The organism is Streptomyces sp. NPDC005811 (genome assembly GCF_040630405.1).
In the GTDB taxonomy this organism is placed as follows: domain Bacteria; phylum Actinomycetota; class Actinomycetes; order Streptomycetales; family Streptomycetaceae; genus Streptomyces.
In genome coordinates this window covers 19,873-40,221 of sequence record NZ_JBEXXK010000083.1, presented here as the reverse complement: position 1 = coordinate 40,221, position 20,349 = coordinate 19,873, and the positions used below count along the sequence as shown (strand labels likewise).

The following is a 20,349-nucleotide window of genomic DNA, read 5'->3' as shown; positions in this document are numbered from 1 at the left end:
CCACCAGAAGACCGCAATAATCCAAAACGATGAAGGAGAACAGCGACAGTGAAGCCAAGTCACGACTATGACAGCAGTCTGGCTTGCTCCTCTCGGGCAGGTAGCGGCGGGGGAAGGCGATCCACTCGTCGTGCAGTTCGAAGAGCACTGCAGTGACCAGCCGCAGCAGCGCGTCGTCGTTCGGGAAGACCTGGACGACATCGACGCGGCGCTTGATCTCGCGGTTGATCCGCTCCAGCGGGTTGGTCGATGCGATCTTCTTCCAATGTCGTTCCGGGAAGGCGGCGAAGGCGGTCAGGTCGTCCTTCGCCTCCAGCAGCATCGCCTTGACCTGTGGGAACTGCTGGCCGAGCAGGTCTGCCACGGTGTCGACCTGGGCCCGGACCGCTTCCGCGGTGGGCTGGGCGAAGATCGTTCGGTCGTCGCGGCGACCATCTCGCCCGCGTCCTTGCTGATCACGCCGAACACGTTGCGCAGGAAGTGGACGCGACAGCGCTGGTAGGCGGCCCCGAGCATGACCTTGCGGATAGCCTTGACCAGACCGCTGTGGTGGTCGCCGATCACGAGCCGGACCCCGGTCAGTCCGCGCTCGCGCAAGGAGCGCAGGAACTGGGTCCAGAACACCTCGGTCTCGCTGTCGCCGACCATGACCCCCAGCACCTCGCGCCCGCCGTCCTCGGTGATCCCGGTGGCGATCACCACGGCGCGGGAGGCGATCTGGTGGTTCACCCGCGCCTTGCAGTACGTCGCGTCCAGGTAGATGTAGGGGAACCGGACGTGGTCCAGGGGGCGGGTGCGGAAGGCGGTCAGCGGCTCGTCCAGCTCCCCGCAGATCCGCGAGACCTCGCTCTTGGAGATACCGCTGTCCGCGCCCAGGGCATGGACCAGGTCGTCGACCGAGCGGGTGGACACGCCGTGCACGTAGGCTTCCACGATCACGGCGTACAGGGCCTGGTCGATGCGGCGCCGACGCTGAAGCAGGACGGGGAAGAAGCCCCCGGACCGCAGTTTGGGGATGGCCAGGTCGAGGTCGCCGGCCCGTGTGGTCAGGGTCTTGTCCGGTGGCCGTTGCGATAGTTGGTGCGGGTCTCGGTGTGCTCGTTCCACTCCGCGCCGATCCTCGCGCTCGCCTCGGCCTCGATCAGCTCTTGGAGCATCCGCTCGGCCACCGAGCGGACGAGTTCGAGCCCGTCCGCCGAACGTAGTGACTCCAGCAGGCGGAGTAGGTCAGACTGGGACAGGGCCACCGCGCACCTCCGGGGTTGAACTGGCCGTTCACCAAGGAGAGTTGCAGGTGGCCCGCCTGCTGGGCAGGGAGCGGAATCCCTATCGGCACACACCCCCGGCGTACGCCCCAGCCTTGATCGGCTACACCATCACAGGGGACACGACCTACGGGCAGGGAGCGGAAGTCACGTCAGCACGCGCCCTCGGCGCACTCCCTAACCGTGATCGGCTACACCATCACGCGGGACGCCATCCCGGCGGTCCATACCGGGACCGCCGCGAGAGTCTCTCACCCACGGCTGTTGCCGCTCAGACCCGACCTCCCTCCGATTCGCGCCCCTTCCCCGCGACCTCACCCGAACAGCATCCTCCCGACTTGCTTCGGTCATCTACCAGGACTATCTTTTTAACTCACTCGGGTGAGTTAAAAAATATCGTCTCCCTGCTCCAAACGGAGACCACAACATGTCCCGCATCCTGGTACGACCCGCATCCACGCCCAGAAACCCCAACGTGATCGTGGCCGTGCTGGCCTTCGCGGGGATCGTCGTCTCGCTGATGCAGACCCTGGTCATCCCGATCGTTCCCGAACTGCCCAAGTTCTTGAACGCGCCCGCTTCGGACACCGCCTGGGCCGTCACCGCCACCCTGCTCGCCGCCGCCGTGGCCACGCCCATCGCCGGCCGCCTCGGCGACATGTACGGCAAGCGCCTTCTCCTCCTCACCAGCCTGGGCGTGCTGACGGCTGGCTCCGCCACCGTCGCCCTCAGTGACTCCCTCACGCCGATGATCATCGGTCGCCTTCTGCAGGGGCTCTCCGCAGGTGTCATCCCCCTCGGCCTGAGCATCATGCGCGACGAACTGCCGGCGGACCGCGTCGGCACCTCCACCGCCCTGATGAGTGCCTCGCTCGGTATCGGCGCCGCCCTAGGCCTGCCGATCGCGGCATTCGTCGCCGATCACTTCGACTGGCACACCCTCTTCTGGGCCTCCACCGTCCTGGGCGCCGTGGCTCTTGTCGCTGTCACCGTGCTGGTGCCTGAGTCCCGGATCCGCAGCGGTGGACGCTTCGACCTGATCGGCGGCCTCGGTCTGGCCTCCGGTCTCGTCTCCCTTCTGCTGGCGATCTCCAAGGGCGGCGACTGGGGCTGGGCCAGCGGCACCACCCTTGGTCTCTTCGCCGTGGCCGTCACTGTCTTCGTCGCTTGGGGTCTCCTCGAGGTGCGGATCACCCAGCCCTTGGTCGACCTGCGGACCACCGTGCGCCCCCAAGTACTCTTCGCAAACCTCTCAGCCCTGGCCTTCGGATTCTCCCTGTTCGCTGTCCAGCTGATCGTCCCGCAGCTCCTCCAGCTCCCCAAGCAGACCGGGTACGGCCTCGGCGAGGACCTGCTGACAGTGGGCCTCGTCCTCGCGCCGCAGGGCCTGATCGTGATGTTCGCCGCGCCCCTGTCCGCGAAAATCTCCGCGCTCAGGGGCCCGAAGATCACGCTCATGATCGGAGCCCTGATCGTCGCCGTCGGCTACGCCCTCAACATCTTCCTGATGAGCGAGATCTGGCAGCTGATCCTCGTCTCCTGCGTCATTGGGTCCGGTATCGGCTTCGCCTACGGCGCGCTGCCCTTGCTGATCATGAGTGCTGTACCGGTCTCCGAGACCGCCGCCGCGAATGCCTTCAACACTCTGCTGCGCTCCATCGGCAGCTCCGTCGCCAGCGCCACCTCCGGCGTCATTCTCGCCCAGATGACCACCGACTTCGGCGGCCACGCCCTGCCCTCCAAGGACTCCTTCAAGGTGGTCATGGCCATCGGCTGCGGTGCTGCTCTCGTCGCACTGCTGTTGGCTTCCTTCCTCCCCCGGCAGCGCACGGGTGTCACGGCCGGGGACGACAGCACGACACCCGCCACCGTCAACGCCGGGCACAAGCCATAGAGCCTCAAGCAACAGAAGACTGGGCAGGTCGCCATCTTCGATGAGCACGGGTCATCCGCAGGGTGACCCGTGCCGACGCGGTCGGACGATCGCTCGGTTGCCACAGCAGTGTTTGTAAGCGACCACGGGTTCTCGCCCACCGGTCTCAGTGAGGCACGGAAAGCTCACCGATCAACTACTTCCCGTAGTGCCGACGCCCGAGACCCGCCCCAGACACAGTTCACCTCCACAGCCAGATCCAGGTCTCGGCAACCGCACCAGCGGTCCCACGTGCCACAGTTGGCCTCGAGCCCCAACGCCGACTCCCGCTGGCGGTCGACGGGACCGATACGGCGACCGCTGCACTCAGCAATCATCCACCCTTACGTGGCCGCTCCCCAGGAGCCGCATGTGCCCCGTGCTCCCCCACCCCGACGCTCCGTCATCAAGGCCGCAGCTCCTCGGTCCGGTCTCGGCGCAGGCCTACACAGCGCCACCGAAGGTGGAGTGGCGGCGCCAAGCCCGATTCGGCATGTTCATCCACTTCGGGTTTCTACCCCGCCACCTCGGTCACGACGAGAGGGTCTCCTACGTCGAGGACTGAGAGAAGCCTCCCTACCAGACCCAGGCCAGCGCGCCTTTGGATCCGCCCCGTTTCAGCGCCGTCGGCGCCGCTGAACTGTTCCACGACGCCGGTATCACCGCCAGCACCGCGAGGGCCTCGCGCTATGAGACGTGGACGTGCCGATCCTCACCGACACATCCGGCACCGAGCGGTACAACGTCCACGACTGTAAATCCGCTTCGGCCTCGACTGCTCGATCATGGACTGGAGCCACCCCTCTCGGACCGTCAAGCACGGTGCTGGCTTCACCCCATGGCCTCGCAGTCAGCCCTCACCACCCACATCACCGACATGAAGGCGCGACCGGTGGAGCTCCTGGACCAGCTACGACGCGGCGGTCCTGCGGTTCTACGGCGACTGGATGCGGCACCCCCCTCGACAACAGATGGGTAAGCGAGGACGGCCAGGGTGTACGACCGGCCAATCCACCGGAAGCCCGCCTGATCGTCAACGAGCGTGGCCACGAGGCCTCGGTCTCGGCGAATCAGTCCACGACGCACTCCGGGAGTTCGTCACGGCCCTCTGTCGCGACGGCTACTACCCTGCTCGACATCGGCCGCAGGGCTGGGGTGCAGTTCCCGCGGGCGCCGCGAACATCCTCGGCGGCTTCGGTGCCCGGACGGTCATCAACGGGGACAGCATCTACGGCACGAGCGGCAGCCCGTTCACGAATGAGCTGGCTGAGGACAAGGTCACCCGGAAGAAAGCCAGGCTCTTCACGCACGTCTTCGACTGGTCGGGCAATGGCCTGGTGCAGATCGCCGCAGTCCGTAGCCGTGTCCACCATGTCCGCTTGCCTGTCTCTCCAGGACCTCGCTCCCGTCACGGTCGGCGGCCGCTCCCTCGACGTAACCGCGCCCGGCCCCGCCCACTCAGTGGTCTGTGTCGAGGTCGGCGACATCCCGGCCGCCGTAACTGACGGCGTCTGGACCCCGCGCGGGACACGGAGGTCAGTGCATCAGCCCGCCCCCGTCGCAGACCATCGTCTGCCCGGTGACCAACGCGGCGTCCGGCGACGCCAAGTACGAGACGAGTCCCGCGAAATGCTCGGGCGTAACGAACTCCTGGATCGCCTGGCGGCGCATGGTCCCGGCGAACACCTCGTCCACCGAGTGCGCCCTGGTGCCGGGGGTCGCGACCTGCGCCGGGGCCACGGCGTTGACCGTGATCCGGTACTCGCCCAGCTCCCGTGCCATCACCCGGGTCATCCCGATGAGCGCGCCTTTGCTCGCGACATAGGCGATCTGACCTGCCGCTCCGGTGAAGAAGGTGCGCGAGGCTACGTTGATCACGCGCCCGCGATACGAGCTCTTCCGAAGCCAGGGCAGGCAGGCCTGCACCATGAGCAACGGTCCGACAGCGTTGACGTCGAAGAAGCGGTGCAGTTCCTCCGGTGTGGACTCCAGCAGACTCGCGCGCCCGGACAGCAGCCCCGCGTTGTTGACCAGGACGTCGACTCCGCCATACATGGCGCCGATCTCCTCGACCACGCGACGCGTCGTCGCCGGGTCGGTGACGTCACACCGACGTCTCTCCACGCCGTCGGTCGCTGTGCCATCGAGGTCGGCCGACTCGACGATGTCCAGCGCGACGACCATGAAGCCGTCAGCCGCCAGTCGGCGCGCGACGGCGGCGCCCAGTCCGCCGGCCGCACCTGTGACCACAGCGACGCGGGCCCCCTGGACTTCAAGGACGGTCATGTCGTGTTCTCCTGCATAGCTAGCGAACGATGTCCCCCCACGGCCGTTCGACGCTTAGGGGGATGGAGCCACGTTAGGTGCCGGGAGGCATCGACATCATCCGCCGGATGACCATCCTCGGTCGGCGCATAGTCATGAGCCGACCACGTCATCCGTCTCGCGAGGGCGGCATCTCCTGTTCGGCCCAGATACACTTCCCATCCCCGAGGAACCGGGTGCCCCACCTCTGGGAGACGGCCGCGACCAGATGCAGACCGCGTCCTCCCTCGTCGCTCGCTCCAGCCCGCCGGATGCGCGGGGAGGTGAGGCTGGCGTCATAGACCTCGCAGATCAGTGAACGGTCACGCAACAGTCGCAGCCGCATGGGCCCGTCGGCGTGTCGGAGCACGTTTCCGACCAGTTCGCTCACCACCAACTCGGTGGTCATGACGAGATCGTCCAGGCCCCACTGGGCGAGCTTTCCGCGGACGTATTCACGGGCCTCACCGGCCGCGCGGGGATCCTGCGGCAGAGGGAGCGAGGCGACGTCACCGGCAGGCGTGCCCCGTGTGTGGACGACCAGGAGTGCCGCGTCGTCGGCGGTTGTCTCGCTGTCGGGCAGCAGGGCGGTGACGACCGTTTCGCACAGGGTGTCGAGCCGACGGACGGCCTCCTCCCCTGATCGGCCGACAGAGAAGTACGACGCATCGGCCACAGCCGCGGCAAGGGTGTGTCGCAGCTCGGTCATCCCCTGGTCGATGTCGCGGGTGGCGGATTCGACGAGACCGTCCGTGCAGAAGACGAGCAGGCTCTCCTCCGGCAGCTGCAACTCACATGTGTCGAACGGAGGTTCGGCGGCGCCGAGGGGAGGATTGATGGGCACGTCGGGACAGTGGACGGTCCCGTCGGGATGGACCACGAGCGGCGGCGGATGGCCCGCCACTGAGAACGAGCAGATCCGTGTCACCGGATCGAACACCGCGTACAGACAGGTGGCGTAGTAGTCGTAACCGAGATCACCGACCAGACCGTTGAGGTGACCGAGCAGTTCGTCGGGATCCATGTCCAGGTCGGCGAGGGTTCGTACCGCTGTCCGCAGTCGCCCCATGGTGACGGCCTCGGCGATGCCGTGGCCCATCACATCACCGATGACCATGGCGACACGACCGGACGACAGGGTGATCAGGTCGTACCAGTCGCCCCCCACTTCGTCTCCCCTGCCCGCGGGCAGGTACCGGGCCGCGGCGGAGACCGCGGGCAGGGAAGGCAGGGATCTGGGCAGCAGCCCGCGTTGCAGTCCTTGGGCCCGTGAGTGCTCCGCGTCGTACAGCCGTGCCCTCTCGAGTGCCTGGGCCACCAGGCCACTCAGCGCGGTAAGGAGGACGCGCTCGTCCTCGTTGAAGGAGTGCGGCCTTGAGAAGGAGACAACACAACAGCCGATGGGATGCCCGGAGGCGATCAGCGGCAGGAAGGCCCACGACTTCTTGGGTGACGTGGCCGCCAGATGCTGCACGTCGGGGTAGACACGGACGAACTCGGCCGGGGACTCGACGAACCGCGGCGTGCGCGTACGGAGCACGTCGGTGGCCGCGCTCTTGGCGGTGAGGGGGAGCTTGTCGATCTGGCGCAGGAAGTCGTCGTCGTAGCCAACGGCGTCGACCACGCGTATGTGTCCGCCTTCCAGAGCTTCCACCGCCACTCCGTCGGCACCGAGCGACGGCAGGACGTGATCCGCCACTGCCCGCACGACATCCTTCGAGGTCAGGGCCTCGGACAGGGTCATGGTCAGCTCGGCCATCCGGCTGGTCAGCTCGGTATACATCTCGCCTTCGGCCGCGAGTTCGGGCTCCTTCTGTCGCAGGCCGGTGGCGTCCGTGAAGGAGACCGCCAGCCCGCCGTCCCGCACAGGAACTGCCCTGACCCGGCAGTGGCGTCCGCCCTCCATCCGGGGGAGATCGAACCCGACCGCCTTGTTCTCCGCAGACGCCCGTCGGCACTGGACCTCGAGTCCTGGGACGCCGGCCGTGGGCACGTCCCAGAGGATTCGGCCCAGCAACGCACCGTCGGAGGCGAGGAGTCGCTCGGCGCCCTCATCGGCATACGTGACACGCCAGGTGCGGTCGACGATCAGGAAGGCGTCGCTCAGCGTTCGCACCGTCGCCAGCGCCGCCTCACCGTCGGCCTCCGAGGCTGGCTCCATGTCGTCTTCCAGGCGCCCGGCCGCCCACTCGGCGACCGCAACGAGAAATGCCTGCTGTGCAGCATCCGGTTCACCCCGCTCCGCAGTGATCACCGACAGCACGCCGACAGGACCGTGGTGGCCAGGGAGTGGTACGGCGGCCACGCCGGCCCCTTCGACCACGAGGCCGTCGTCCGGAGCCCAGACAAAGCCGCCTCGGAGTACGGCACGGACAGGTGCCACCGGCTCGTCCTCCCGAAGTACGTCCCAGACGCCGACGGCACTCGGCGCGAGCCCGCACGCCGTCACGAGACGCAGTCGACCGGACCGGGAGTCACGCCAATGAGCGAGGCCGCCGAGCCCACCCATTTCCGCGATCGCCTGTTGGAGAGCCAACGAGAGCGCCCGAACGCCGGACAGGCCTTCCTCCGCGGCCGTCAGAAGTCCGAGGCGCCGCGACCTGAGCGTCCCGACGTCCTTGTCCGGCATCGTGTGTCCAATGGCCACCCTGCCTCCTGCCCGTACGCAGGTGGACGCCGGACGGCCGGTGCCCACCGTGAGCCAAGGGGGCGTGGCGTGGAGCCGGTCCGACGCCGTTCGCTGCTACCCCCACACTAGAACCTGGCACGTCCCTCCACAGGTCGCACCGGCGAACGGCCCGCCCCGCGGTGGCAGCCGGAGGCGCGAGCGCTGTTCTCCACGCCGACGCAGAGCTGGGGTGCGGCCGTGCATCGCGTGAACAGCGCCGGTCTATGACGTATCGGGGCATTCACCCAAACAACTCACACGCATGATTTAGTTTTACCCACCGTGAATCTCTGTATGCCGTGCGGACGACAGAGACATCGGACCACACGCATTCCCTGGGCCGGAAACGGAGCGAGCCTCCGGCGTCTCACCGCGCCACATGGTCGTCATACAGGCCAGGATCCGGGTGACCGACGGCGTTGAGCTCGCCGTCCATGAGTCCCGTCCGGACACCGGCTGCGGAACACCCCGCCCTCGTCAAGGACGATGAGACCGGCACCCGAGACGCCATAACAAGAAGCGCCCTGAAAGCCATAGCCGCCATGACTCTGCGCTTCGCAAACCCCTGGAAGGCCCGGGCACCCCCACCGCGTCTTCGGAACCGCAGCCCCTGTACTCCGCGCGCTCGGAGGACAGGGGCTGAAGGCGGCTGTCCTGTCAGGAGACTTCCGCTGCCGCCGGCCTGACCCCAGGCAGATCCGCCTCTCGCGGCGGGACAGCGGGTCAGAGGCCGCTGCCGAACTTGTTCTGCACGGGCGTCAGCGTTCCGAACAGTCCGTGGGTGAAGTCGGCCCCCGCGGACGCCGCGAAGAACAGCGAGGTGGCCGATCCGCCGATCGCCGTGTCGTTGCCGAAGAACATCCCCCACAGCCCGCTGATGGCGATGGGCTGGTTGGACGCGTCCCGGATCTGGTCGACGAAGGCACCGGTGAGGGGGTGGTAAACGTTGATCTTTCCGTCACCGTTGTTGCCGACGAGCAGATGGTGGCTGTAGAGGCCGAAGTTGCCCGGCGCGAGCGTCACGCCGTAGGGGCCGTTCAGGAAGCGACTGCGCTGGAGGACCTGCAGAAGCTTGCCTTCGGGGCTGAAGGCCACGACCAGACCGGCACCGTCCTCCACCACCGGCAGCGCGTTGTCCAGCGCCGGGTCCGGCTTCGCGTAGGTGACATAAATGGTAGCGCCGACCGTGGTGATGTTGAACGGTGCGTACCCGGTCGGCCTCCGGAAGCTGTTGATGGCCTTCTCGATGTGCCTGGCGTGCCGGAACTTCTCATCGAAGACATCGACCCGGAACGCCTTGAAGTCAGGCGCATAGAGGTACATCCCAGGCTTTCCGTTGACCGTGGCGGGCGCCAGTGCGATGCCCTCGTAGATCGAAGTAGCTCTGTTGTTGAAAATGACCTCGGCGTTGCCGTGGTGCAGATCCTTGTTCCAGCCGACGATGAGACCGTCCAGCGTGCCCATCATGAACGTCGCGGGCTTTCCGTTGGAGAGCACGAACCCTCGCGACGGATTGAAAACGATTCCCGTCGGACCGGTGAACCTCTTCGCCGGCTTGGCGATCGGGACCTTGACCACCGGCGGCTGAATCGCACCCCGGCCGCTGTAGACCGTGGCCACGCCGCTGTGCTGGCTGTTCACCCACCACGGTCCGTCCGAGGACTGCGCGATTCCCCAAGCGCTGCGCAGATTCGGGTCGTAGGACTTGGCGGTGGCGGTGGTCGGCGAATCGGAGACCAGATTCTCCTGCTTGTAGGCCTGTGGCAGATGAGCGAGCGGCCTGTAAGCCTTCCCACCCACCTGTTCGCCTCCCTTGCTCGCGGCCTCGGCGACCGAGGTGAGCCCCGTCGCTGCGAGGGCGGCCACGCCCGCAGCCACCCCGCCTCGTCGAATTACGGTACGCCGATCCATCATCAAGCACTCCTCTTTTGGGTGCGTCCGAAACTCAGAATGATGAGCTTCTCGCACGTTCGGGTCTCCGGGCCAAACAATAACTCCCGACACAATGGCAATCAAGTCAGATAAAGGTCCTTCTCACATGACTTGGTCAACTGCACCTGACCAAGCCAATTACACAGGACCGGGAAATCGAGGACTTATTCCGTCACCGAGGCCACGAGCCCCACCCTCGCACCCCATAAGTTTCACGGACGACATGGGTTGCTTACATGGATTTTAAAAAGACCCCAAGAAGGCAAAATGGGCAGTTCGAGGTGCGTGAGCCCTCGACCGGACACCCTTCGGCCTGGCAGGTGTAGGCACCTCGAACACCGGCGCGAGATACGTCACACACAGCCCTCCATTGAGCATCCATTGGCCTCCTGTCACACCATGGAGACCTGGTAAGGCGAAATTGACCTGGTCCTGGAAATGAGACTTTCATCGAGGTTGAATGCTATTTCGAGAGAAGCTACGGTTGGGGCGGCAACAGCCCACTTCCCCATGCATCCCATACCCGGGAAATTCACCTCTTTAAATTCAGAGGAGCTCATGATGGACCGTCGTGACGTGATTCGACGCGGTGGCGTCGCAGCCGGAATCGCCGCCCTCTCGGCAACTGGTCTGGGGTCGCCCGCCGCAGCGGCGACCGGACAGGGGCAGGTCCCCGAATTCCTTCCGCTGCCGGAACACGCAAAGCCTTTCCCGATCCCGGCCGAGGGGTACCGGCTGGAGCCCGTCGGGAAGAACGGGTACGTGGTGAGCGCCGGCGTCGCCCAGGGGTACTTCTTCGTCACGCAGGCCGGCGTCGTCATGCTGGACGCGCCTGTGGCGGTAGCGGAGTTCCTGCCCCTGGCGGTGAAGAGGGTCACGAAGAAGCCAGTGACCCACCTCATCCTCACACACGACCACGACGACCACATCGGTGGCGCCATCAAGTTCCCGAAGGCCACGGTCGTCTCCCACGAACTGACCGCACAGCTGCTCCGCGTCTACACCGACCCCGACCGGCCGGTCCCGGACGTCACGTTCTCCGGCAAGCGTCACACCCTGAGGGTGGGCGGTGAGCACTTCGAGCTCATCTACCCCGGCCCGAACCACGAGAACGGAAACATCATCGTCCACCTGCCGAAGCAGAAGATCGCGATGATGAGCGACGTCGTCGCGCCCGGCTGGGCGCCCTACCTCCACTACGGCAACGCCGACCACATCCCGGGCATTCTCAGGGCCATGGACGCCGTGCTGGAACTCGACTTCGACGTCTTCCTGGGCGGCCACACCTACCGCACCGGCAACCGCCACGACGTGGAGGTCTGCCGCGCGTTCTTCATCGACCAGTGGAACTGGACCGTGCAGGCGATGAAGGACATCCCCATGGACGTGAGCATCGTGGAAGCGGGCAACCTCTGGGCCGCCCAGGCGGTCTGGTTCAACCGCATCGCGGACAACGTGACGCCGCGCCTGGTCAAGAAGTACGGCAAGGAGCTCGCCGCTGTGGACGCGTTCACACACGACAACATCAAGGCCATCATCGTGTCGTCCTTCACGGATGACCCGCACTTCCCGGCCGACGCTCTGAAGTAGACGTACGGTGCCCGGGCACCGTATACGAGCTGCCGTGCGGGCCGGCACTTCGGATACTCTGATCGGGTGACGGAAACTGCAAGGCGTGCAGCCAATCTCTACGGACAGGGCACCCCCACGCAGGAGGCCTTCGAGCGCCTCGCCAACCGGTGGACCATGCGGCTCACGCACGTGCTGGAAGCGGGCCCGACACGGTTCAACGACCTCAAGAAGCAGCTCGGCGTGAGCAGCGAGATGCTCTCACGTGTCCTGCGTGACCTCGAACGAGACGGCTTGGTGGCCCGCCAGGTCTTCGCCGAGGTACCTGTCCGTGTCGAGTACGCCCTCACTCCTCTCGGTGGCACCATGTGCCGTCCCGTGCATGCCGTGCGGGAATGGGCCGAGCAAACTGCGGACGACATCGTCGCGGCGCGCGCCGCCTACGACCGACGGTCGCAGGCGGCGGAGCCATCGTCATGACGGGTTCGGCCGGTCGCCGTGCCAGGTCTCGGCACCCATGATGAGGGCGAGACCTGCACGCGATGTACGGCCGCCGGCTATGGACACCCGCCTGACTCCGCGCGGGTCTCCGCCTCCACAAGCGGGGGGACTTCACCCTTCTCGTCCTGATCGCCGATTCGCTCGTACACCTCCGGCCGATTGACCTTGAGCCAGCGGGCGTACAGCATGCCCGCCAAGGCCAGCAGGACGAGGATGCCGATCCCGGCCGTCCCGCGTCCGGACGACCCGAACAGCGTGTCCCGCTGCACCGCGGCGAGATAAAGGACGAAGAGCATCCCGGCAAAAGCTGCGACAGGCGCGACGACCCGCTTCCAGACCGAGATGCGCAGATGCCGGTTCCGGCCACGGGAGAAGAAGACCACCGTGGCCAGGGCCGTACCCGCGAAGAGTGCCGCCAGGGCGATGTTCGCGAAGCCGTACTCCACGGTGTAACTGGCTACCGCGTCCATCTGCAGCAATGCGGGCCCCACGGCGAACAGGAGCGTGACGACGGCGATGACGAGGGCCGCGGTGAAGGGCGACTTGTAGCGTGGGTGCACTTGGGCCAGCGCCCGGGGGAACACTCCGTCGCGACCGAACGCGAAGGCGTAGCGTGCAGTGATGTTGTGGATCGCCAGCAGGGAGGCGACGCCGCTGCTCCATGTCAGTACGTATGCGAGGTTCTTGAGAAACGTGCCAGTGTAGGTCCCGACGCTCGCCATGAACGAGTTCGTCGGGTCCGCTGCTGTGGCCATCGCCTCGTGCGTCCCGAAGGCGACGAGGTAGACGTAGGAGCCCAGGCAGTAGAAACCGGCGAGGAAGAATACCGTCAGGTATGTGGCGCGGGGAATCGTCTTCACCGGGTTCCGTGTCTCATCCCGGAACAGCTGGATCGACTCGAAGCCGCCCAGACATGACATGCCCCAGAGCAGGGCGAAGCCGAGGGATCCGGTGCTCATCTGTGCGGTCACGTGTAGTGAGCGGCCCTGCGGGCCGCCGTTGGCGAGGACCGCAACGGTCCAGATGGCGACGATCAGGACTTCGACTCCCAGAGCAACCCCGAGGACACGCATCGAGACGTCGACGTTGCGAGAGCCCAGGAACGTGATGACGACCCACTGTACGAGGACGATCTCCCACCACGGGATGCGCGGGCCGCCCAGGACCTGGATCATGCTCTCGGTCGTGAAGCCGGAGATGACATAGGTCGACGATCCCAGTCCCAGGTAGGTCACCATCGCGAGGAAGCCGCCGCCGAGACCGACCGTGCGCCCCAGCCCTGCTGTCACATAGGTATAGAAAGCACCGGGTTTCTGCATGTGCCGGGCCATCGTGACGAGAGCAACGGCGAAGACCAGGATAAGAACCATGATCGCCAGGTACACCAGGGGGGTTCCCGCGCCGACTCCGAGACCGATGACGATCGGGACGGTCGCCGCCATCACGCCGAGGGGGGCGTTGAAGGCGAGTGCGCTGAAGACCAGGCCACCGGTCCCCAGATGGCCCTCAAGGTGCTCCTGCCTGCTCGGCTGCCCCGCACTTGACGTTGTGGCGGACGGCACGCCAGGCGAAGTGATCTCGTCCACGCTCTCTCCTATCCGGGTCGCGTGAGAAGGGCCGGGATCCGCGTCCGCGGCACCCGCCCTACGACAAGCGCAATCGTGCGGGGCGGTACACAGCCCGGAATTGAGTCTGCGCGCCAGGTAATTGATTCCTTGTGCCAGACGATCAGCCGCTGGTCGCCCCCACAGGGCACCTGGCACCCCCGCAGGAGGCTTCCACTGTTGCGACACACCACACAGGATGCACACAGCTGTCCAGGACACTCACGCAGGGGACCCGGCCTGTACAGGGTTACGCACCCTCCGCGCGGCAACTTCGCATGTCATCGAGGCACGGATGAGCGACAGGACCGGCGGTAGGAGGTCGGCGTGACTCCGTGGACACGCTTGAACACGGTGATCAGCTGGCTGGCGTCGGCGTACCCCCATCGCATCGCGATGGTCTGAACCATGTCGTCAGTTGCGACAAGATCACGGCGCGCCTGCTCAAGACGCCGGCGTCGCACCATCTCTCCGAAGGTCTCACCCCTGTCGGCGAAGAGCCGATGGAGGGTTCGGACCGAGATGCCGTGCTGGTCGGCGACCTGCGCCGGCGCAACCTGCCCCAGATGCAGACGGTCCTCCACCCAATGGATGATCGACCGGCGCATGCCCTCGGTCACCACGGCGCTCGGCGGCTCGCAGCGATCGTCCAGGACGCTTGTAAGCAGCTCGACGATCGCGTTGCGCGTCGCCGAGGTCGTCGCGGCCCCCAGGTGATCGGCCTGCGCGGCCGCGGCGAGCATGAACGCCCGCAGCAACTGGAGCGGAGGCGCGTCGTCACGGAGGGCCGCGTCGCGCTTCATCGGGAAGAGGTCGAATCGGCGCGTCGGCAGTGCGCGCTTGGGGACCAACAACACGGTTTGCGCCATGGGCGCGAGAATCTCGGACTCAAGCATCGCTGCGGCATCCCAGACGCAGACTGAAGTGCTGATCACGTGCTCGGAACGGTCACCGAGCACGATGCGCTCGGAGAACGTCCGTGTACTCACCGACACCCCGAGATACCCGTCCGCCTCGGAATCCCGCCTCCAACGCAGCGCGAACGGGTCCGCCTCCATCTCCAGGAGGGAGAGGTCGACCAGTTCACGGCGATGGATACGACCGCGAAAGGTCGTACGCCCCGCCGGAAACCAGAAGGTGTCGGCACGCAGGCCGGCCGCGCAGGCCCTACCCCACCACTGGACAGCGTCCGAACCCACTGGACCGTCCGCTTGCACCCGGCCGTGAGACCTCGCAGTCACGACCGCCTCTGCCATTTTCCGCCTCCCACATCGAACGTATCCGGACAGAGGCAGAGTGTCGCACTCAGTATTGTCCCAGGTCACTACCTTGTCACCGCTCTGTTTCCGTGCTCGCGCACGGTGCCCCGAACCGCGGCTACCGATGCTCTTTGGTTCGTTCCCTCTCACGAGTCCCTGGGGGAAGGGGGCGAAGTCCGATGCGCTCGTCACCTACGGCAAGACCGCGATCCGGTGCTGTCAGTACGAGCTCCGGTCAGCCGGATGATCCGGGTGACCGGCTCAACCCGGAGTCCTTGAACGCCATCGTTGACAGCGCGTCGCACCGTCAGAGCCGATACAGGCGACCACTGCGGGCAGCACCTGGCTCGAACGTACGGAACAGATGCGCACAGCTGCAGAGCCAGGCCAGGCAAGGCGCCGAAACGGTCAAGATCCTCTGACTCCTTACGCGGCTGGCATCCGGGAAGTCCGCGAACAGGAGCAGGCTCGGCAAAGCAGCTCTGCCTCCCCCACGGTCCCATGATCACGAGGCCCGGACTGTACTCAGCCGAAGGAGCACGGCCGTGTGAGGGCGCGGCAGGCGGACCGTCATCCTTCCTTCTGCCGCGTGCCACTCCGCGGTGGCGTCGGCCGTCGTGGGGTTGAGCACCTCCGGGTGCAGGTAAGCGCCTCTCAGGTGGGGAATGGTGAGCGTGCGGCTCGACGGACCGGAGCCGGTCCCTCTCCGCCACACCGTGAGAAACGTGGAGTCCCGCCCCTGCAGTCCCTGCGCGATCCAGGTGTCCTCCCAGGCTGGCAGCCCGAGCGGCCAGAAAGGCCGTGCGCCACCGATCTCCGGCCTGATGTCCTTGTACGTCCGGATCGCCGAGCGTACGAGGTGGAACTGGTCGTCGCTCATGCGGTCGAGGAAGCCGGAGAGATGGATGCGGCCCAGCAGGGCCCCGGTGAGGGTGAAGTTGATCTCATCGGGGGTGTGGTCGGGTTGAGGATAGGCCCACACAGCCGCCTGCTCGGGAGTGACGGCGGTGGCGATCGCGGCGGCGATGGGCGGGTAGCGCAGGGGATCCTGCTGGTCGCTGGTGGACTGGAGCTGGGCCACGGCCAGTTGTGCGTAGTCCATGCGCAGACCGCCGGACCCGCAGTTCTCCAGGACGAGGCGGGGGTGCCGGTCCAGTAGGCCGGTCATCCACTCCAGGTGGGCGCGATGGTGCCCGAGCAGTCCGGCGCCAGGGCTCTCGAGACCGTTCTCCGTGCCGGGACCGCTGTTGATGTTGTAGTCGAGCTTGAGGTAGCCGACGCCCCATTCGTCCACCAGCCGGTCCACGACCGCGTCGAGGTGGGCCCGCGCGGCGGGGTGGCGAAGATCCAGGTGGTGGCGTCCGTGTTCGGTGACGCGGAGGCCGCCGCGCCGAAAGAAGGCCTCGGGTGGCAACGTGCGGGCCAGTGGGCTGCGCACGCCGACGACTTCGGGCTCCAGCCACAGTCCGGGGGTCATGCCATGGCACCTGATGGCGTCCAGGACCTTCTGGATGCCGCCGGGGAAACGGTCCCGAGCGGGCTCCCAGGCTCCGACGGCGTCCCACCAGCCCTGGGCGTCGTCGTCGTACCAGCCCGCGTCGATGACGAAGACCTCGGCGCCGGCCGCCGCAGCGGCCCGGATGAGCGGCAGGAGCTTGTCGGTGGTCGGGTCACCCATGAGGGTGTTCATGTAATCGTTGTAGATCACCGGGAGCGCCCGGAGGTCGGGGTGGTCGCGGCGGATCAGCCGGCGGTAGCCCGTGAGTTCGCCGAACGCGGCGTCGAGGCCACCCACCTCGGTCCGGACGAGGACGGCGGGAACCGTGTGGAACTCCTCGCCCGGTGCGAGGATGTGCTGCCACTGGTGGTGGGCGTCGTCGGGGCCGAACAGGGCGACGTAGGCCGCACCCTCGCGTTCCCCGGTCTCGAAGCGCCACCCCGCGCTGGACTCGATCTGCCACAGCCAGGCATGCCCCGCCCGGTCTGTGAACGCGCCGATCGGGAGATGCCGGCCGGTGGACCAGCTGCCCTGTGAGTAGCGCTCGAAGCAGCCTCGCCCCTCATGGCCATGGGCGTGTCTGCTCAGGGGGACGACCTGGTCACGGAACGCCGCCTGCCGCCAGCGGCATTCGGCGAGCCAGTCGTTGTCCGCCCAGTGCAGGGTCAGGCCGTCGAGGCCGCCATCGGCGTCGGTGATACCGCCGAGGGTCAGGGTCGTCACGCTCTCCAGCCGGAGCGGGATGCTGCCCTGGTTGACCAGGCGCACCCGGGAGCGCAGGAAGCCGGCGCCGACGTCCAGGACAACATGGGCGACCAGACCGGTCTGGTCGTCGGCCAGCCTGATCGTCGTACGTTCCAGGGCTCCGTCCCGCACCGAATCATGGCCGCGGTAGGTCAGACGGTCACCGATCGCGGTCTCGATGAAGCGCTCCCCCGACCACAGGCGACCGTGGCCAGTGGCGGTCACCTCCACCAGAGGAACCAGGCCCGCCCAGTCCTGGCCAGGCCTTCCCAGTCTCACCGAGCCGGTGGTGTCCACGAGCGCGTGCAGCCCGAGCTCCGGATGCGACCAAAGGCGGGATCTCTCGACTGTTCCGACGACAGCGGTCAACGCATTTCCCCTTCCGGGACGATTCGGTACTGCGGCGGTCTCGTGGTGGCTGAGCTGGGAAATCACGTTCGACCACAGGAGGTTGACCGCGGCGAAGAGTGTGTTTTGAAGGTAAATCCCCTGTTGCGGTCTCTTGACGACCACGTTGTGACCGCTCACAATCCTGGCATGCATGTGACCGGTCACACAAGCGCCGGAGGCCCCGACGACTCCCCCGCGGGTCAACAGAAGGCCGCCAGCATTCGCGACGTCGCCCAGGCAGCAGGCGTCTCCTACCAGACCGTCTCGAGGGTCATCAACGGCCACCCGAACGTGAAGGAGGACACACGCAGACGGGTCGAGGAAGCCATCAAGAGCCTGGGGTTCAGACGCAACGCCACCGCGTTCGCCCTGGCCAGCGGTGTGACGCGATCGGTCACCGTCCTCACCTCGAACACCGTCCTCTACGGCTATGCGGCCACCCTGCAAGGTCTGGAAGAGGCCTCCCGCGCCGCCGGGTACGCGCTCGGCGTGCGGGTGGTGACTCCCGAGGACGACCTGGACCGTACGATCGCCTCCGCCGCCGACACAGGTGGGGGACTGGTGGTCATCGGCTACGACCGTCTCGGCGCCGCGGCGCTGGACCGCGTACCAGCACATGTGCCGTGCGCGGCCCTGGTCGAAGCACCTCCGCCCGGCCGGACGCCCGAACGGCCGGCGGTGTGGGCCGACGACCGCGTGGCGGCCCGGGCCGCCACCGAACACCTGCTGGCGCTCGGGCATGAAACCGTGCACTATGTGGCGATCCCCGCCTCGACCGGAACCCGGCGCTCGGCGGCTCCCCGCGCCGAGGGCTGGCGCCAGGCCCTCAAGGCCGCCGGTGTCACCCCTCCCCCTCCATGCGGCAAGGGGTGGGACGCCCAGGCCGGCTACGAGGCTGGAACGAAGCTCGCCAAGAACCCTGACGTCACCGCGATCCTGTGCGGCAACGACGACCTGGCCCTCGGTGTGCTACGGGCCCTGCACCACGCAGGTCGGCGGGTTCCCGAGGACATCAGCGTCATCGGGTTCGACGACGCTCCGCACTCCGGCTTCATCACCCCGTCCCTCACCACGGTCCGCATGGACTTCCACGGCATGGGACGCGCTGCCTTCGGCCTCCTGCGAGCCCAACTCGACACCGCTCAGCAGGAATCCACGCCAGTGCCGGCCGAACCCGCCCTCATCCTGCGGGAGAGCTCCGGACCGCGAACCGCATGATCCGGGACCTTCTCGCGTTCCCGGCTCCTGGCAAGCCCTCCTCCCCACCGTCATCCATCCCCACAGCGCTGCCTCACCCTCCGCTGTCCGCACGACCAAGGAACTCACCATGAGAAGAGCCGTCTCCGTCCTCGTCACCGCCTGCGTCATCGGTGTCACCGCCACCGCGTGCAGTGACTCCACCGGCGCCAGCACCGGTGCCGCGCCCACCGGCTCGGTCGACGCCACCGCCTCCCTCAAGGGCGTCAAGCTCACCATGTGGGTCGCCCAGAACAGCGTCAACGAGCCCAAGCAGGCCATCGAGGCGTTCGAGAAGGCCACCGGGGCCACGATCACCACCGAGGTGATCCCCGACCCGTACGAGTCGAACGTCCCGACCAAGCTCGCCTCGGGCGTCAAGCCTGACCTCATGTTCTGGCAGCCCACCGGCAGCACCCTGCCTTTCATCCAGCCGGAGAAGAACCTGCTGCAGCTCGACAACGAGGACTGGGTCGCCAAGCTCGGCAAGACGGAGCAGAGCCTCGGCCAGGTCGACGGCCACCGCTACGCCGCCATCGTCACCAGCCCCGCGGTCCTCGGCGTCTACTACAACAAGGCCGTCTTCGCGAAGGCCGGCATCACCAAGATGCCCGGCAGCTACGACGAGATGCTCACCGACGCCAAGACCATCAAGTCGAAGACGGGCGTGGCCCCGTTCTTCGAGGTCGGCGGCGACAAGTGGCCCCTGCAGTGGCAGGTCCAGGCCCAGATGACGGACCTGCCCCAGACGTTCTGGGACAACCTCAACAAGAACAAGGACTCCTGGACCAACAAGACCATCGTCGACGCCATCACCAAGTACAAGACGAAGCTCCTCGACGGCGGTCTGGCCCAGAAGAACTACAAGACGGCCACCTTCGTGGACCAGGGCAAGGCAATCATGGACGGCACCGCAGCGATGGCGCTCAACGTCACCGCGCTCCAGTCCGAGATCCAGGCCTCCCACAGCACGGAGGAGATGGACAAGACGATCGGCTGGTTCCCCATCGCCAACAGCGCCGCCAACGCCGAGTACTCCCCCGACCAGACCAACGGCGTCGTCGCCTTCAACACCGGTAACACCAAGCGCCAGACCGCAGCCCGGCAGTTCATGTCCTATTGGCTCGGCGAGGACTACCCGGCCTACATCAAGGCGAACAAGCTCGTGTCGGTGGAGCCGTCCGTGCCCAACCCCGACGGCCTGCCGCAGACCGCGATAGCCCAGGCCAAGGCGCTGTCCAGCGCCACCGGCGTCTTCCAGGTCAACGCGCTGACCGCGCCCGACATGCACCTCGCCCTGGCAGACATGATCTACGGCAAGAAGACTCCGGAGCAGGTGGCCCAGGCAGCCGAGGACCAGTTCAAGCAGGTCCTCAAGGCCCGCGGCGTCTCCGGCTTCTGACCGGCGCCCCCTCGCCAGCTCGTGATCCCCGGGCCGCCGGTCGACGGTGCGCCCGGGGCCGTACC

The 20,349-nt window shown here is 66.8% G+C and carries 14 protein-coding genes; 5 read left to right on the top strand and 9 right to left on the bottom strand.

Features of this window, described 5'->3' with window-relative positions; translation table 11 throughout:
• From ABZ490_RS48560 to ABZ490_RS48550, 3 genes are all read right to left on the bottom strand, one after another.
• Window positions 1–364: transposase (locus tag ABZ490_RS48560; RefSeq protein WP_359006176.1), on the bottom strand; the 364-nt coding region annotated here is incomplete at its 3' end.
• Window positions 295–1,107 (bottom strand): IS256 family transposase, encoded by an 813-nt coding sequence (locus ABZ490_RS48555; protein WP_359006173.1) that lies wholly within the window; start codon window positions 1,105–1,107, stop codon window positions 295–297. The genes ABZ490_RS48560 and ABZ490_RS48555, both read right to left, overlap by 70 nt.
• The gene (locus ABZ490_RS48550; RefSeq protein ID WP_359006170.1) at window positions 1,047–1,247 is read right to left on the bottom strand and encodes a transposase; all 201 of its coding nucleotides are present in this window, start codon (window positions 1,245–1,247) and stop codon (window positions 1,047–1,049) included. Before ABZ490_RS48550 ends, ABZ490_RS48555 begins: the two co-directional genes overlap by 61 nt.
• Before the next feature lie 445 nt (window positions 1,248–1,692).
• On the opposite strand from ABZ490_RS48550, the gene ABZ490_RS48545 reads away from it, so the two are divergent.
• Window positions 1,693–3,159 carry an MFS transporter gene (locus ABZ490_RS48545; RefSeq protein ID WP_359006167.1) on the top strand — a complete coding sequence of 489 codons (1,467 nt, stop codon included), beginning with the start codon at window positions 1,693–1,695 and terminating at the stop codon, window positions 3,157–3,159.
• Between the two features lie 1,554 nt (window positions 3,160–4,713).
• Here ABZ490_RS48545 and ABZ490_RS48540 read toward each other — a convergent pair.
• The 3 genes from ABZ490_RS48540 to ABZ490_RS48530 form a co-directional block, all read right to left on the bottom strand.
• The gene (locus ABZ490_RS48540) at window positions 4,714–5,463 is read right to left on the bottom strand and encodes an SDR family oxidoreductase (RefSeq protein ID WP_359006164.1); all 750 of its coding nucleotides are present in this window, start codon (window positions 5,461–5,463) and stop codon (window positions 4,714–4,716) included.
• A gap of 148 nt (window positions 5,464–5,611) precedes the next feature.
• Window positions 5,612–7,642 (bottom strand): SpoIIE family protein phosphatase, encoded by a 2,031-nt coding sequence (locus ABZ490_RS48535; RefSeq protein ID WP_359006161.1) that lies wholly within the window; start codon window positions 7,640–7,642, stop codon window positions 5,612–5,614.
• 1,230 nt (window positions 7,643–8,872) lie between these two features.
• Complete coding sequence (locus ABZ490_RS48530) at window positions 8,873–10,015, bottom strand: TIGR03118 family protein (protein ID WP_359006159.1); 1,143 nt, start codon at window positions 10,013–10,015, stop codon at window positions 8,873–8,875.
• A gap of 576 nt (window positions 10,016–10,591) precedes the next feature.
• On the opposite strand from ABZ490_RS48530, the gene ABZ490_RS48525 reads away from it, so the two are divergent.
• Both ABZ490_RS48525 and ABZ490_RS48520 read left to right on the top strand, forming a co-directional pair.
• Window positions 10,592–11,671: an MBL fold metallo-hydrolase gene (locus ABZ490_RS48525; RefSeq protein WP_359006156.1), complete on the top strand. Its 1,080-nt coding sequence runs from the start codon at window positions 10,592–10,594 to the stop codon at window positions 11,669–11,671.
• A gap of 66 nt (window positions 11,672–11,737) precedes the next feature.
• Window positions 11,738–12,130, top strand: a complete 393-nt coding sequence (locus ABZ490_RS48520) for a helix-turn-helix domain-containing protein (protein WP_359006154.1) — start codon at window positions 11,738–11,740, stop codon at window positions 12,128–12,130.
• Window positions 12,131–12,207: 77 nt separating this feature from the next.
• On the opposite strand, the gene ABZ490_RS48515 is transcribed toward ABZ490_RS48520, so the two are convergent.
• The 3 genes from ABZ490_RS48515 to ABZ490_RS48505 form a co-directional block, all read right to left on the bottom strand.
• Window positions 12,208–13,737: an APC family permease gene (locus ABZ490_RS48515; protein WP_359006151.1), complete on the bottom strand. Its 1,530-nt coding sequence runs from the start codon at window positions 13,735–13,737 to the stop codon at window positions 12,208–12,210.
• Window positions 13,738–14,036: 299 nt separating this feature from the next.
• Window positions 14,037–15,011: a helix-turn-helix domain-containing protein gene (locus ABZ490_RS48510; protein WP_359006148.1), complete on the bottom strand. Its 975-nt coding sequence runs from the start codon at window positions 15,009–15,011 to the stop codon at window positions 14,037–14,039.
• 508 nt (window positions 15,012–15,519) lie between these two features.
• A complete protein-coding gene (locus ABZ490_RS48505; RefSeq protein WP_359006145.1) occupies window positions 15,520–17,625 on the bottom strand; it encodes a glycoside hydrolase family 36 protein in 2,106 nt (701 codons plus the stop codon).
• A gap of 168 nt (window positions 17,626–17,793) precedes the next feature.
• Between ABZ490_RS48505 and ABZ490_RS48500 the strand changes: the two genes are divergently transcribed.
• Both ABZ490_RS48500 and ABZ490_RS48495 read left to right on the top strand, forming a co-directional pair.
• Window positions 17,794–18,864, top strand: coding sequence for a LacI family DNA-binding transcriptional regulator (locus ABZ490_RS48500; protein ID WP_359006142.1), 1,071 nt, complete (start codon window positions 17,794–17,796; stop codon window positions 18,862–18,864).
• 109 nt (window positions 18,865–18,973) lie between these two features.
• Window positions 18,974–20,284 (top strand): carbohydrate ABC transporter substrate-binding protein, encoded by a 1,311-nt coding sequence (locus tag ABZ490_RS48495; RefSeq protein WP_359006139.1) that lies wholly within the window; start codon window positions 18,974–18,976, stop codon window positions 20,282–20,284.
• The last annotated feature ends 65 nt before the right edge of the window (window positions 20,285–20,349 follow it).

Bases quoted from the DNA above. Each gene is read 5' to 3' on its own strand.
- ABZ490_RS48540 (WP_359006164.1), bottom strand. From the start codon at position 5,463: ATGACCGTCCTTGAAGTCCAGGGGGCCCGCGTCGCTGTGGTCACAGGT.
- ABZ490_RS48495 (WP_359006139.1), top strand. From the start codon at position 18,974: ATGAGAAGAGCCGTCTCCGTCCTCGTCACCGCCTGCGTCATCGGTGTC.
- ABZ490_RS48500 (WP_359006142.1), top strand. From the start codon at position 17,794: ATGCATGTGACCGGTCACACAAGCGCCGGAGGCCCCGACGACTCCCCC.
- ABZ490_RS48535 (WP_359006161.1), bottom strand. From the start codon at position 7,642: ATGGAGCCAGCCTCGGAGGCCGACGGTGAGGCGGCGCTGGCGACGGTG.
- ABZ490_RS48545 (WP_359006167.1), top strand. From the start codon at position 1,693: ATGTCCCGCATCCTGGTACGACCCGCATCCACGCCCAGAAACCCCAAC.
- ABZ490_RS48510 (WP_359006148.1), bottom strand. From the start codon at position 15,011: ATGGCAGAGGCGGTCGTGACTGCGAGGTCTCACGGCCGGGTGCAAGCG.
- ABZ490_RS48525 (WP_359006156.1), top strand. From the start codon at position 10,592: ATGCATCCCATACCCGGGAAATTCACCTCTTTAAATTCAGAGGAGCTC.